Source organism: Leifsonia sp. CL147, from assembly GCF_900114565.1.
Lineage (GTDB): Bacteria > Actinomycetota > Actinomycetes > Actinomycetales > Microbacteriaceae > Leifsonia.
Genome location: NZ_FOTM01000013.1, coordinates 1 through 12968, shown reverse-complemented (window position 1 = coordinate 12968; position 12968 = coordinate 1). Strand labels below are relative to the sequence as shown.

General features: G+C 70.3%; 12 protein-coding genes and 1 pseudogene. 11 read left to right on the top strand and 2 right to left on the bottom strand.

Annotation, left to right across the window (positions count from 1 at the left end; genetic code table 11):
* Window positions 1–85: 85 nt before the first annotated feature.
* Window positions 86–2644 (top strand): PKD domain-containing protein, encoded by a 2559-nt coding sequence (locus BM287_RS11805; protein WP_090039988.1) that lies wholly within the window; start codon window positions 86–88, stop codon window positions 2642–2644.
* A 70-nt stretch (window positions 2645–2714) separates the two neighbouring features.
* Entirely contained in the window at window positions 2715–4214 is a 1500-nt protein-coding gene (locus tag BM287_RS11800; RefSeq protein WP_090039990.1) for a D-alanyl-D-alanine carboxypeptidase/D-alanyl-D-alanine-endopeptidase, read from the top strand.
* Window positions 4215–4280: 66 nt separating this feature from the next.
* On the opposite strand, the gene BM287_RS11795 is transcribed toward BM287_RS11800, so the two are convergent.
* Complete coding sequence (locus BM287_RS11795; protein ID WP_090040027.1) at window positions 4281–4712, bottom strand: Hsp20/alpha crystallin family protein; 432 nt, start codon at window positions 4710–4712, stop codon at window positions 4281–4283.
* Window positions 4713–4830: 118 nt separating this feature from the next.
* On the opposite strand from BM287_RS11795, the gene BM287_RS11790 reads away from it, so the two are divergent.
* The 9 genes from BM287_RS11790 to BM287_RS11750 all read left to right on the top strand — a co-directional run bounded on the left by BM287_RS11790 (window position 4831) and on the right by BM287_RS11750 (window position 12502).
* Window positions 4831–5112: a MerR family transcriptional regulator gene (locus BM287_RS11790; RefSeq protein ID WP_090039993.1), complete on the top strand. Its 282-nt coding sequence runs from the start codon at window positions 4831–4833 to the stop codon at window positions 5110–5112.
* A gap of 125 nt (window positions 5113–5237) precedes the next feature.
* Window positions 5238–6287 carry a thiamine pyrophosphate-dependent enzyme gene (locus BM287_RS11785; protein WP_090039994.1) on the top strand — a complete coding sequence of 350 codons (1050 nt, stop codon included), beginning with the start codon at window positions 5238–5240 and terminating at the stop codon, window positions 6285–6287.
* The gene (locus BM287_RS11780; RefSeq protein WP_090039995.1) at window positions 6280–7272 is read left to right on the top strand and encodes an alpha-ketoacid dehydrogenase subunit beta; all 993 of its coding nucleotides are present in this window, start codon (window positions 6280–6282) and stop codon (window positions 7270–7272) included. The genes BM287_RS11785 and BM287_RS11780 overlap by 8 nt, the downstream gene beginning before the upstream one ends.
* The gene (locus tag BM287_RS11775) at window positions 7265–7588 is read left to right on the top strand and encodes a biotin/lipoyl-containing protein (RefSeq protein ID WP_090039997.1); all 324 of its coding nucleotides are present in this window, start codon (window positions 7265–7267) and stop codon (window positions 7586–7588) included. The genes BM287_RS11780 and BM287_RS11775 overlap by 8 nt, the downstream gene beginning before the upstream one ends.
* A gap of 4 nt (window positions 7589–7592) precedes the next feature.
* Window positions 7593–8321, top strand: coding sequence for an alpha/beta fold hydrolase (locus BM287_RS11770; protein ID WP_090040000.1), 729 nt, complete (start codon window positions 7593–7595; stop codon window positions 8319–8321).
* A gap of 160 nt (window positions 8322–8481) precedes the next feature.
* Complete coding sequence (locus BM287_RS11765; RefSeq protein WP_090040002.1) at window positions 8482–8991, top strand: Lrp/AsnC family transcriptional regulator; 510 nt, start codon at window positions 8482–8484, stop codon at window positions 8989–8991.
* Window positions 8984–10447: an NAD-dependent succinate-semialdehyde dehydrogenase gene (locus tag BM287_RS11760; RefSeq protein WP_090040007.1), complete on the top strand. Its 1464-nt coding sequence runs from the start codon at window positions 8984–8986 to the stop codon at window positions 10445–10447. Before BM287_RS11765 ends, BM287_RS11760 begins: the two co-directional genes overlap by 8 nt.
* Window position 10448: 1 nt before the next feature.
* Window positions 10449–11639 carry a thiolase family protein gene (locus BM287_RS11755; RefSeq protein ID WP_090040009.1) on the top strand — a complete coding sequence of 397 codons (1191 nt, stop codon included), beginning with the start codon at window positions 10449–10451 and terminating at the stop codon, window positions 11637–11639.
* A 101-nt stretch (window positions 11640–11740) separates the two neighbouring features.
* On the top strand, window positions 11741–12502 hold the full coding sequence (locus BM287_RS11750; RefSeq protein WP_090040012.1) for a 3-hydroxyacyl-CoA dehydrogenase: 762 nt from the start codon (window positions 11741–11743) through the stop codon (window positions 12500–12502).
* A gap of 187 nt (window positions 12503–12689) precedes the next feature.
* Here BM287_RS11750 and BM287_RS17855 read toward each other — a convergent pair.
* A pseudogene (locus BM287_RS17855) lies at window positions 12690–12968 on the bottom strand (IS3 family transposase); the annotation flags it as partial.

The following is a 12968-nucleotide window of genomic DNA, read 5'->3' as shown; positions in this document are numbered from 1 at the left end:
CGCCTGTTTTCTGGTGCGACCGCATCCGCCTCGGCGTAGCCTGGTCCTCAAAAGGTGAGAATCAGTCAGATACGCCGAGGCTGTCATGGATGCAACGAGGAAGTCCCGCAGGGCGCGCGCGCTCGGCCTGTTCACCGCGGTGCTGAGCGCACTGCTCCTCATCGGGGGAGGTGCCGGACTCGGTACGGCGGCCTTCGCCGACACGATGCCGCCCGATCCCACCAACCCGGCGTCGCCGCCCACGGTCGGGGCGACCGCGCTGCCGACGACGCAGATCGACGGGGTCGCGTGGTCGCAGGTCGTCGTCGGAGACACCGTCTACGTGGCGGGCAAATTCACCACCGCGAGGCCCGCCGGCTCGCCGGCGGGATCGAACACGACGCCGCGGAGCAACTTCCTCGCCTACAACATCACGACCGGCGCGCTGATCTCGGGCATCAACGTCCCGCTCAACGCCCAGGGTCTGGTCGTCGCGGCGTCCCCGGACGGCACGCGCGTGTATGTCGGAGGCGACTTCACCACGGCCGGAGGGGCCGCCTACTACCGCATCGTGGCGATCAGCACGGCGACCGGCCAGCCGATCGCCTCCTTCCGGCCGATCATGGAGAGCGAGGTGCGAGCGCTCGCCGTGACGAACACCGCCGTGTACGCGGGCGGCACGTTCTCCAGCGTCAACGGCGTGGCGCGCGGCTACATCGCCAAGCTCGACCCGTCGAACGGCTCGCTGATCACCTCCTGGGGCGCTTCCGCCGACACCGTCGTCGATGCGCTCGCCGTGAGCCCCGACGGCAGCCGGGTGTACGCGGGAGGCCGTTTCCAGCACATGGACGGCGAAGCGCACTACGGACTCGCGATGCTGAGCGGCTCGACCGGTGCGACCCTGCCCTTCCCGACCAACAACATCGTGCGGGACGCCGGGCTGAACTCCAGCATCACGTCGCTTGCGGCGACCACCGACCGTGTCTACGGCTCCGGCTACGTGTACGGCTCGGGCGGCAACCTCGAGGGCAGCTTCTCGTCCGATGCGACCACGGGCGCCCTGATCTGGCTGGAGGACTGCCACGGAGACACCTACTCGGTGCAGCCGCTCGCGAACGCTCTCTACGTGGCCGGACATCCTCACGACTGCCGCAATGTCGGGGGATTCCCGGAGACGAACCCGCGCACCTTCCACCACACCATCGCTTTCTCGAAGGCGCGGACCGGGACGCTGACCAACGACGGCAACACCGCCTACGCGAACTTCAGCGGGCAGCCCTCTCCGACGCTCCTGAACTGGTTCCCGGCCTACGTCACCGGCACCTACACCGGCCAGGGACAGGCGGCCTGGAGCGTGGCGGGCGACAGTCGCTACCTGGTGGTGGGCGGCGAGTTCCCCTTCGTCAACGGCACCGCCCAGTACGGGTTGACCCGGTTCGCCTTCGACTCGGTGGTGAAGAGCACCACAGGACCGAACAACAACACCGCCCTCACACCGACGGCGACCTCCACGGTCGCCGGCCAGGCCGCTGTGACGTGGACGGCGACCTACGATCAGGACAACGTCGCGCTCACCTACGCTCTGGCCCGCGATGGCGACACGGCCCATCCCATCTACCAGGTGACCAAGGACACGGTGTTCTGGAGCCGGCCGGCCATGGGCTTCACCGACACGGGCCTGGCCGGAGGCAGTAGTCACACCTACACGCTGACCGTCACCGACCCGGACGGAAACCGGATCTCGCGCGTGGGCAACAGCGTCACGATCGCCGGCGGCGGCGCCAACCAGCCGCCCACCGCGTCCTTCGTCGCCGGCACGAATGGCCTCGCTGTCGCGGTCGACGGGACCGCGTCCCACGACCCCGACGGCAGCATCGTCTCGTACGCCTGGACGTTCGGCGACGGCGGGACCGCGACGGGCGCCACCGCGAACCACACCTACGCTGCAGCGGGGACGTACACGATCACGCTCACAGTGACGGACAACGCGGGAGCGACCGGGACCACCTCCCACCAGGTGACCGTCACGGCGGCCTCGGGGAGCACCCTGGCGAAGGATGCGTTCGAGCGGTCGGTGACGAGCGGCTGGGGGACGGCGGACACCGGAGGAACGTGGACCGGCGCGGGCACCGCATCCTTCTACTCGGTCGCGTCGGGCACCGGGCGGATGAGCGACCCCGCCGGTTCCACCAAGACCGAGACGCTGGGCGGCGTCAGCTCGAGCCGGACGGACACGACCGTCACCTTCACCACGGATCTGGCCCCGTCCGGAGGCGGCGTCTTCGTCTCGGCGATCGCCCGCCAGGTGGGATCGGTGACCTACGAGGGCCGGGTCTGGGTGAGCTCCAGTGGGACTGTGCAGGTGCAGTTGCTCGCCAACGGGACGGCGCTTCAGGCGGTCGGAGTGAGCGGGCTGACGTACACCGCAGGCCAGCAGCTCGACCTGAGGGTGCAGGCGGTGGGAGTCTCGCCGACGACACTGAACGCGAAGGTCTGGTCCGCCACGCAGCCCGAGCCGGCGAGCTGGCAGGCCGGCGTGACCGACTCCACGACCGGGCTCCAGTCGGCCGGGAACGTCGGCCTGCGGGCCTACCTGTCGGCCTCGGCCACCAACACGCCCGTCTCCGTGCGCTTCGACAACTACCTGGTGTCGGCGGTGCCGTGAGCCGGGCGGGCGCGGGCCCCGGTAGCCGCGCCCGATGGCGGAGTTCAGAAAGCCCCGGTAGCATACCCGGATGCACGAATCGGATCAGCAGGGCACCGGTCCGCGCAGGTCCGCACGTGCCGGCACCGCCGGTGGCATCCTGACCGCGATCCGCTCCCACCCGCAGACGTGGATCGCAGCGGGAGCGGCCGTCGCCTTCATCCTGGTCGGTGCGGGGAGCGTCGCCCTCGGTGCGACCGTCGGCGGGCCCGCGTCCGCCGCCGGGCCGGCGACGAGCGCCTCCCCGAGCCGCGCACCGTCGCCGAAAGCCACGCCGACGCCGACCCCCACCGTGGATCCGGCGCGTCCCGTTCCCGCGAACCCGGCTGCGGCGACGCGGATCCGGACGTGCTCGGTCGCAGGCCTCGCGGCCGACGGCCGGCTCGGGAACCTCGAAGCCCAGGTCGTCAACGCCAAGACCGGCCAGACCCTGTTCGACCGGAATGGCGTGAAGCCCGGCCCCACCGCGTCCGTCCTCAAGACGCTGACCTCGGCGGCCGCGCTCGCGACGCTCGGGCCGGACTACCGGGTCTCGACGACCGTCGTCGCCGGAAGCGCACCCGGCCAGATCGTCATCGTCGGCGGTGGGGACGTGACGCTGTCGCGGCTTCCCGACGGTCAGGCCTCCTTCTACACCGGCGCGCCCAAGATCCAGGACCTCGCGAACCAGGTGAAGCAGGCCATGGGCGGCCAGCGGATCACGTCGATCGTGGTGGACGCATCCCTCTTCGGCGCGCCGTTCTGGCAGCCGAGCTGGGACGAGCACGAGGAGCGCGTCGTCGAGGGGTCGACCCCGTACATGACCGCCCTCATGGTGGATGGGGACAGGGACGACCCGACGGCCGTGGAGTCGCCGCGCAGCACGGACCCGGTGAGCCGGGCGGTGCAGTACTTCCAGCAGTACCTGGGGACGGACGTCGGCGTCAGCCAGGGCGTCGCTCCGGCGGGCGCCCGTCAGCTCGGCGCGGTCCAGTCGCAACCGGTCACCGCACTGATCGATCAGGCGATGCGGGTCTCGGACAACACCATCATGGAGGAGCTCGCCCGGCTGGTCGCGATCAAGAACGGCGCGGGCAACACGTTCGACGCGTTGAACGCCGGTGTCCTGGCCGGACTCAAGGGCTACGGGATCGACACGGCGGGCATCCACATCGCCGACGGCTCCGGGCTGAGCGGGGACAACGCGGTGCCCCCCTCGTATCTGACGCAGCTCTTCATCAAGGTGCTGAACCGGCAGAACGGACTCGGAGTGATCTACGACGGTCTGCCGGTCGCGGGCAAGTCGGGGACGCTCGGCCCGGGATACAGCCGGTTCACCGGCGCGAACTCGGTCGCCGACGGCTCGGTGTTCGCCAAGACCGGGTGGATCGACAACGGCTACACGCTGTCGGGCATCGTGAATGCGGCGGATGGGACGCCGCTGACGTTCGCGGTCTTCGCGCTGGGGAACGTGTCGGACAACGCCAAGCAGGCGATCGACACGCTCGTCACCGGCTTCTACAAGTGCGGAGACAATCTCTCGAACGGGTGAAGCCCATCCGGAGTTCGCACACAGAGAGGTGCCCGCCTGCCGGCGGGCACCTCTCTCCATGTCGGCTCAGGACGTCACGGCCTTCTGCCGCTGACGGCCGCCGCCGGATTCGATCTCGATCTTGCGGGGCTTGGCGCGCTCGGCCACCGGGATCATCACCGTGAGCACCCCGTTGTCGTAGTGCGCGGTGATGCCGTCGGGGTCGATGTCGTCGCCGATCGTGAACTGGCGCTGGTAGGCGCCGTACGGGCGTTCCTGCAGCAGCCAGCGCTGCGATCTCTCCTCGGTGGGCATCCGCTGAGCGCGCAGGGTCAGCAGGTGTCCGTCCACGTCGATGTCGACGGAGTCGGGCTGCACGCCGGGGAGGTCCGCGTTGAGGATGTACTTGTCGTGCTCCCGGAACAGATCCACCGGCATCAGCCGCGGCTGCCGGCTGGTGTCGAAGATGCTCTGGGCGATCCTGTCCAGCTGGCTGAAAGGATCGAACGACATGGCCATGATGTGCACTCCTTCCATCTCAGAGGTGTAGTGTCGCTATGAAGTAATCTGTAGCATTCGCAACACATTTTGTACCACATCCCTTCCAAGAAATCAGCCCCTTCACGAAAGTTTCAGCATGGTCGACGAACCCTCGGGCACTCCGCTCTACAGCATCGCGGTGGCGGCCGAACTGGCCGGCCTCGCCCCGGCGACGCTTCGGCTCTACGAGGAGAAGGGTCTGCTGACCCCCGCGCGGACCGAGGGCGGAACCCGCCGCTACAGCGACGCCGACATCGCGCGTGTCCGGCTCGTCGCGCGGCTTCAGGAACAGGGCGTGAACCTGACCGGCGTCGGACGCGTGATCGAGCTTCAGGAGGAGAACGACGCCCTGCGACGCCGGCTCGACAGAAAGCAGTGAGCGCGAGGCGGTCTGAGGCGACAACCTGCACAGCGAAAGGCGGCTGTCGTCGCCCTGAGCGGGCAGACTGACCAACCGGGACTGTACGTGTTGCCCGCTCCGGCAGGTCAGGCGAGAGTGGCGTCATGACGATGACCACCCGAAGCGCCGGGACCGCTGCGCGACCTGCGGCCGAAGCGCATGCCGACGACGCCGCTCTGCTGCGACGCCTCTACCGGACCATGGCGACCGTTCGCCGCCTCGACCTCGACGCAGTCGCCATGCAGCGGCAGGGCATCATCCCCGGCTACGCCCCGATGCGGGGTCAGGAGGCCGCACAGGTGGGCAGCGCCGCCGCCCTGGACCTCCGCCGCGACTTCGCCTTCCCGACCTACCGCGAGCTGGGTGTCGCCGTCGCGATGGGCGTTGATCCTGTCGCCTATCTCGCCTCGCACCAGGGCGCCTGGCACGGCGGGCTCTGGGATGCGGCGGCCGCGCGCCTCGCGCCGATCAACGCGGTCGTCGGAGGAGCGGTGACGCACGCGGTCGGCTGGGCGCTCGGCGCGAAACTCGACCGCACGGGAGGCGTGGCGATCGCCTACTTCGGCGACGGAGCGAGCTCGCAGGGCGACATCCACGAGGCGATGAACACGGCCGCCGTCTCGCGCCTGCCCGTCGTGTTCTTCTGCCAGAACAACGGCTGGGCGATCTCGGTCCCGGCCTCCGAGCAGGTGGCCGGCGGCTCGGTCGCGGCACGCGGGGCCGGATACGGCATGCCGGGGGTGCGCGTCGACGGCAACGATGTGATCGCCGTCTATGACGTGACACGTCGAGCCCTGGACCGGGCGAGGAAGGGCGGCGGCCCGAGCATCGTCGAAGCGATGACCTATCGCCTGGGACCGCATTCCACCTCGGACGACCCGGGCCGCTACCGGACCCTCGACGAGGAGCAGTCGTGGCTGGCCCGCGATCCGCTCGCGCTGTGCGAGCAGCAGCTGCGGCGCACCGGCACGGTCGGCGACGGGTTCTTCGCCGAGGTCGCCGAGACCGCCGGAGCCCTGGCGGACCGCGTGCGCGACGACGTCGCTGCGCTCGGCGGCCGTCCACCGGAGGAGATGTTCGACTTCGTGTTCTCCGATCCGCCCGCTGCTCTGCTCGGGCAGCGCCGCGCCTGGGAGGAGTCCCGCCATGGCTGAGCTGACCACCATGCAACGAGCACTCAACCGGGCGCTCGACGACGCTCTCGCGGCCGACGAGCGCACCCTCGTCTTCGGCGAGGACGTCGGGACGCTCGGCGGCGTCTTCCGCGTCACCGACGGGCTGAAAGCGAAATACGGCGGCGATCGCGTGTTCGACACGACGCTGGCCGAGGCCGGGATCATGGGGATGGCGGTCGGGCTGGCGATGGCCGGGTGGCGGCCGGTGCCGGAGATCCAGTTCGACGGGTTCTCGTATCCCGCCGTCGACCAGATCGTCAATCAGGTCGCCCGGATGCACTACCGCAGCCGGGGCGCATTCGACATGCCGATCACGCTGCGGCTGCCCAGCTTCGGCGGGATCCGCGCGCCCGAGCACCACGGTGAGAGCCTGGAGGCGCTGTTCGCGCAGGTGCCCGGACTGAAGGTCGTGGCGCCTTCGACGCCCGCGGAGGCCTACGCGCTGCTGCGTCAATCCATCGAGGACCCGGACCCGGTGATCTTCCTCGAGCCGAAGTCCCGGTACTGGCACAAGGACACCGTCTCCGACGACGAGCTGGCGGAGCGGCTTCCGGTCGGGACCTCGCGGGTCGTCCGCCCGGGCCGTCACGTCACCCTCGTCGCGTGGGGCGCCATGGTGGCGCGCTGCCTGCAGGCGGCCGAGCTCGGAGCGGAGGACGGCGTCGAGATCGAGGTGGTCGACCTGCGCTGGCTCAAGCCGATCGACGCCGGCGGCCTGGCCGCCTCCGTGGCCCGCACCCGCCGGGCCGTCGTGGTCCACGAGGCCCCGCTGACCGCCGGGCTCGGAGCCGAGGTGAGCGCCCTCATCACGGAGCGCTGCTTCGCCGAGCTGAAGGCTCCCGTGCAGCGCGTGACCGGCTGGGACGTCCCCTATCCCTCGCCGGTGCTGGAGGATGAGTACCTGCCGAGCATCGACCGCATCCTGGACGCCGTCCAGACGACCCTGGAGTACCGCCGTGGCTGAACGAACCTTCGACCTCCCGGACCTCGGCGAGGGGCTGCAGGAGGCGACCGTGCTGGAGTGGCTGGTCGCCGAGGGCGACCACGTCGAGCGCAACGCGCCGCTGGTCGAGGTCGAGACGACGAAGTCGGCGGTGGAGCTGCCGTCGCCGCAGTCCGGTGTCGTGGCCCGCTTCCACGTGGCCGAGGGGGAGTCGCTGGAGGTGGGAGCCCCGCTCGTGACCTTCACCGTCGAGGACGAGCAGGCCGGAATCGTCGGCACGGTCCCGGTGGAGGAGGCGCCCCGCCGCCGCGTCCGTCTCTCGCTTCCGGAGGACTGAGGCCGTGCACATCCACGTGGAGCGTCATCCCGGACCCGACCCGGTGCTGCTCGTGCACGGCTTCGCCACCACCGGTGCCCTGACCTGGGAGGCGACCGGCTGGGTCCGGGCGCTCGCCGAGGCCGGGCGGGGTGCGATCGTCCCCGACCTGCGGGGGCACGGCGCGAGCGACGCGCCGCACGATCCGGACGCCTACTCGCCCGAGCTGCTCGCCCAGGATCTGCTGGCCGTGCTCGACGTGAACGGTAACGAACGCGTGGATGTGGTGGGCTACTCCATGGGCAGCTGGGTGTCGCTCGCACTGGTCGCGCTGGCCCCCTCGCGGGTCCGGCGCCTCGTGGTGGGCGGCGTCGGAACGGTCGAGCAGTTCGGGCACTGGGGCGTCTCCGCCGTGCAGGCGGCGCTGCGCGACGCGTCCACCGAGCTGGATGCGGACAGCCCGCTCGCGCCGCTCCTCGCCTCGCTGCGCCAGGCGCCCGGTGTGGACCGCGAGGCGCTCGCGGCGTGCTCGGCCGGGATGGCGGTCCACCCGCTGCCGCTGTCGAGCTCCGTGCCGACCATGCTGGTCGTCGGCGAGGCGGACCCCGTCACGGAGGGGGCGGAGGAGGCGGCGCGCCTGCTCGGAGCCCAGCTGGTCGTCCTGCCGCGCCGCAACCACGTCACCACGCTGAGCGCCCGCGCCTTCAAGCAGGCCGCGCTCCCCTTCCTCGGCGCCCCCATCCCCGTCTCCTAACCCCCCCAGCGCCCCCCGCCCCACCGTCGAGTACGCAGAGATTGCACGCGACACGCCGCTCGGGCGTGCAATCTCTGCGTACTCGACGGTGGGGCTCGGGGGCTGGGGGGCTGGGGGAGGGCGGTGCGTCATACGATGGGCGAGGACCGAAGGAGGCCGCATGGTCGACAAGCTCGACGCCGATCTGATCGCGCTGCTGACCGAGGAGCCGCGGCTGGGTGTGTTCGAAGCGTCGCGGCGGCTCGGAGTGGCGCGCGGCACGGTACAGGCGCGGCTGGACCGGCTCCTGCGCTCGGGGGTGGTGCGCGACTTCGCCCCCACCATCGACACGGACCGGCTCGGGTACCCCGTGACCGCGTTCGTGACGGCGGAGATCGCCCAGGGCGACCGCGACGTGACCGTCGTCGAGCACCTGGAGGCCATCCCGGAAGTGCTGGAGGTGCACACGATCACCGGTGCGGGCGACCTGATGATCCGGGCCGTCGCGCGGTCCAACGCCGACCTGCAGCGGGTGATCGACCGCATCGTCAGCGACCCGGGCATCATGCGGACCTCGACGGTCATCGCGCTCGCGACGAAGATCGACCACCGCGCCGTACCCCTGGTGCGGGCGGCGGTCCTGACGGACGATGAGGACGAATCGAACAGGAGGAACGCGGCTGATGGATGAGAAGGCTCTGCTGGAGCGTGTGCCCGACGGTCTGTACATCGGAGGGGAGTGGACGGCCGGATCGGCCGGAACGTTCCCCGTGTTCGACCCCGCGACCGGCGACCGCATCAAGGAGATCGCCGACGCGTCCCCGGAGGACGGCATCCGGGCTCTGGATGCGGCGGTGGCCGCCGCGGACGACTGGGCGGCGACGCCCGCACGCCGGCGCGGCGAGATCCTGCGGCGCGCCTTCGACCTGCTGCAGGAGCGGCGGGACGACTTCGCGCTGCTGATGACGCTGGAGATGGGGAAGCCGGTCGCGGAGGCGAGCGGCGAGGTGACCTACGGCGGCGAGTTCCTGCGCTGGTTCTCGGAGGAGGCCGTGCGCATCGCCGGCCGGTACGGGATCAACCCGGAAGGCACCGGGCGGATGATCGTTTCGCAGCATCCGGTCGGCCCGTGCTTCCTGATCACGCCGTGGAACTTTCCGCTGGCGATGGCGACGCGGAAGATCGCGCCGGCGCTCGCCGCGGGCTGCACGGTCGTCGTGAAGCCCGCCGAGCTGACGCCGCTGTCGACGCTGTACTTCGCGAAGCTGCTGGAGGATGCCGGGCTGCCGGGCGGTGTCCTCAACGTGGTCACGACGACGACCTCCGGAAAAGTGTCCGCGCCGATCATCGCCGATCCGCGGCTGCGCAAGCTGTCGTTCACCGGTTCCACCGAGGTGGGCCGGAAGCTGCTGCAGCAGGCGTCCGAGAACGTGCTCCGCACCTCCATGGAGCTCGGCGGCAACGCGCCGTTCGTCGTGTTCGACGACGCCGACCTCGACAAAGCGGTCGACGGAGCCATGCTGGCGAAGTTCCGCAACATCGGGGAGGCGTGCACCGCCGCGAACCGGTTCATCGTGCACGAGGCGGTCGCGGACGAGTTCGCCCGGCGGGTCACCGAGCGCGTGAACGGCCTGAAGGTCGGCCGCGGCACCGAGGACGGGGTCACGATCGGTCCGCTCATCAACGAGGACGCCATCCACAAGGCCAGCGAGCTGCTTCGGGATGCGGTCACCCGCGGTGCGTCCGTGCTCACCGGCGGGTCCCGGATCGAGGGATCGGGCACGTTCTTCGAACCGACGGTCGTCACGGATGTGCGGGCGGGCAGCGAGATCCTGCGGCAGGAGATCTTCGGGCCGGTGCTGTCGATCGTGCGGTTCTCCGACGAGGACGAGGCGGTACGGATCGCGAACGACACCGAGTTCGGGCTGGTCTCCTACGTCTTCACGAAGGACCTGGCGCGCGGGCAGCGCATGATCGAGCGGCTGGAGACGGGGATGATGGGCCTCAACGTCGGCGTGGTCTCCAACGCGGCTGCGCCGTTCGGCGGCGTCAAGCAGTCCGGGCTCGGACGCGAAGGCGGCCTCGAGGGCATCCACGAGTACTTGAGCACCAAGTACACGCTCACGCCGAACCCGTTCGGAGCCTGAGGTGGCGCGCGCGGAGGCGGTCATCGTCGATGTCGTCCGGACGCCCTCGGGGCGCGGGAAGCCGGACGGCGAGCTCTCCGACATCCACCCGGCCGATCTCCTCGCCGGCGTGCTGCTGGAGCTCGTCGGGCGCACGGGGATCGACCCGGCGGTCATCGACGATGTGATCGGTGGATGCGTCACCCAGACAGGCGAGCAGGCGGGCAACATCACGCGAACGGCTGTGCTCAGCGCGGGCTTCCCGGACACCGTTCCGGCGGTCACGATCGACCGGCAGTGCGGGTCGAGCCAGCAGGCGGCGGCCTTCGCGGCGCAGGGTGTCGTCGCCGGCGCGTACGACGTCGTCATCGCCTGCGGGGTCGAGTCCATGAGCCGCGTGCCGCTGGGGTCGAACCTGCAGGGCGCCTCCCTCGGCGGTGCTCTGCTGAAGGGACGCTACCCCGAGGGACTCGTGAACCAGGGCGTCGCGGCGGAGCTGATCGCCGACCGGTGGGGCTTCAGCCGGGAGCAGCTCGACGAGTTCGCAGCCCAGTCGCACAGTCGTGCCGCCCGGGCGGCGGCGGACGGGTCCTTCGAAGGCGAGCTGATCGCCGCGCCGACGCCCGACTCGGGCAGCGTCGTCGCCGACGAGACCATCCGTCCGGGCACGACGCCGGAGAAGCTGGCCCAGCTGCAGCCGGCGTTCCGCACGGACCGGCTCGCCGGGCGGTTCCCGCAGCTGGACTGGAAGATCACGGCCGGCAACTCGTCGCCGCTCACCGACGGGGCCTCCGCCGCGCTGATCATGAGCGCGGAGGCGGCGAAGCGCCTCGGCCTCAGGCCCCGAGCCCGATTCCACTCGTTCGCCGTCGCCGGAAGCGATCCGTTGCTGATGCTCACCGGCATCCTCCCGGCCACGCGGAAGCTGCTCGACCGCAGCGGCGTCCGGCTGGAGCAGATCGACGCCTACGAGGTGAACGAGGCGTTCGCGCCCATCCCGCTGCTGTGGCGGCAGGAATTCGGTGCGGACCCGTCGCGCCTCAACCCGCACGGCGGCGCGATCGCGCTCGGCCATGCGCTCGGGTCCTCCGGGACCCGGCTGCTCGCGACCCTGCTGAACGAGGTCGAGTCGCGCGGCGGACGCTACGGACTGCAGACGATGTGCGAGGGTGGCGGCACGGCCAACGCGACGCTCATCGAAGTGCTGCGCTGAGGGCACGCAACCGGCGGGTTGCGTCGCCGGATTCGAACGAGAACCGGATTCGAACGAACACCGGATTCGAACACCGGACGAACACCGAACGAAGGAGAACCATGCAGCTCGACGGATGCTCGGCCCTGGTCACCGGCGGAGCGAGCGGACTCGGCAACGCGACCGCCCGTGCGCTCGTCGAGGGAGGGGCGCACGTCGTCATCCTCGACCTTCCGAGCTCGGAGGGGGAGAAGGCGGCGATCGCCCTCGGACCCGCCGCCCGCTTCGTTCCGGCCGATGTGACCGACGAGGAAGCGGTTCAGGCGGCGGTGGACACCGCATCCACTCTGGGTCCGCTGCGGGTCGTCGTGAACTGTGCGGGGATCGCCACGGCCGAGAAGGTCATCGGACGGGACGGACTCATCCCGCTCGCTCACTTCGAGCGTGTCGTCCGTGTTAATCTGATCGGCACCTTCAACGTCGTGCGGCTCGCGGCAGCGGCCATCGCGGAGACCGACCCGGTGGGCGAGGAGCGCGGCGTCATCGTCAACACCGCATCGGTCGCCGCGTTCGACGGTCAGATCGGCCAGCCCGCCTACTCCGCCTCGAAGGGCGGAGTGGCTGCGATGACGCTTCCGCTGGCGCGGGAGTTCGCGCGCAGCCTCATCCGGGTGATGACGATCGCGCCGGGAATCTTCGAGACGCCCATGATGGCGGGGCTGCCCCCGGCGGCGCAGGACTCCCTCGCGGCGCAGGTGCCGCATCCCTCCCGCCTGGGACGGCCTGCCGAGTACGCCGCGCTCGTCCGCGCCATCGTCGAGAATCCGATGCTCAACGGTGAGACCATCCGCCTCGACGGCGCCATCCGCATGCAGCCCAAGTAGCCGCGATTCGTGACGAATGTCGCGTTTCGTGCGGCGCAGGGCGACATTCGTCACGAATCGCGGCTCCCACGTGGCGCAGGGCGACATTCGTGACGAATGTCGCGTTTCGCGCGGCGCAGGGCGACATTCGTCACGAATGTCGCGTTTCGCGCGGCGCAGGGCGACATTCGTGACGAATCGGGCTGTGTCAAGCTGCGTGGAGTCGTTGGGTGGGGGTGTTGATGCCGACGAGGCCGGCTGGCTTTGGGGTGTTGGGGTGGTGGCGGAAGCGTTCGGGGTGGGCTTGGTAGTAGGCGTGTTGGACGTTGTGGCGGTGTTGCCAGTGGCGGTGCCAGCTGCCGTCGTGGACCTGGTCGGGTGAGAACAGGGCGATGCCGGAGTGTTTGTGGTGCTGGTTATACCAGGGCACGTAGGTGTCCATGAACGCCCGGGCTTGCTCGATCGTGTCGAAGATGCCGGGGTAGTT

Coding starts and splice junctions, on each gene's coding strand:
- BM287_RS11765 (WP_090040002.1), top strand. CDS start 8,482: ATGGTCGACAAGCTCGACGCCGATCTGATCGCGCTGCTGACCGAGGAG.
- BM287_RS11800 (WP_090039990.1), top strand. CDS start 2,715: ATGCACGAATCGGATCAGCAGGGCACCGGTCCGCGCAGGTCCGCACGT.
- BM287_RS11790 (WP_090039993.1), top strand. CDS start 4,831: ATGGTCGACGAACCCTCGGGCACTCCGCTCTACAGCATCGCGGTGGCG.
- BM287_RS11785 (WP_090039994.1), top strand. CDS start 5,238: ATGACGATGACCACCCGAAGCGCCGGGACCGCTGCGCGACCTGCGGCC.
- BM287_RS11780 (WP_090039995.1), top strand. CDS start 6,280: ATGGCTGAGCTGACCACCATGCAACGAGCACTCAACCGGGCGCTCGAC.
- BM287_RS11795 (WP_090040027.1), bottom strand. CDS start 4,712: ATGGCCATGTCGTTCGATCCTTTCAGCCAGCTGGACAGGATCGCCCAG.
- BM287_RS11805 (WP_090039988.1), top strand. CDS start 86: ATGGATGCAACGAGGAAGTCCCGCAGGGCGCGCGCGCTCGGCCTGTTC.
- BM287_RS11760 (WP_090040007.1), top strand. CDS start 8,984: ATGGATGAGAAGGCTCTGCTGGAGCGTGTGCCCGACGGTCTGTACATC.
- BM287_RS11750 (WP_090040012.1), top strand. CDS start 11,741: ATGCAGCTCGACGGATGCTCGGCCCTGGTCACCGGCGGAGCGAGCGGA.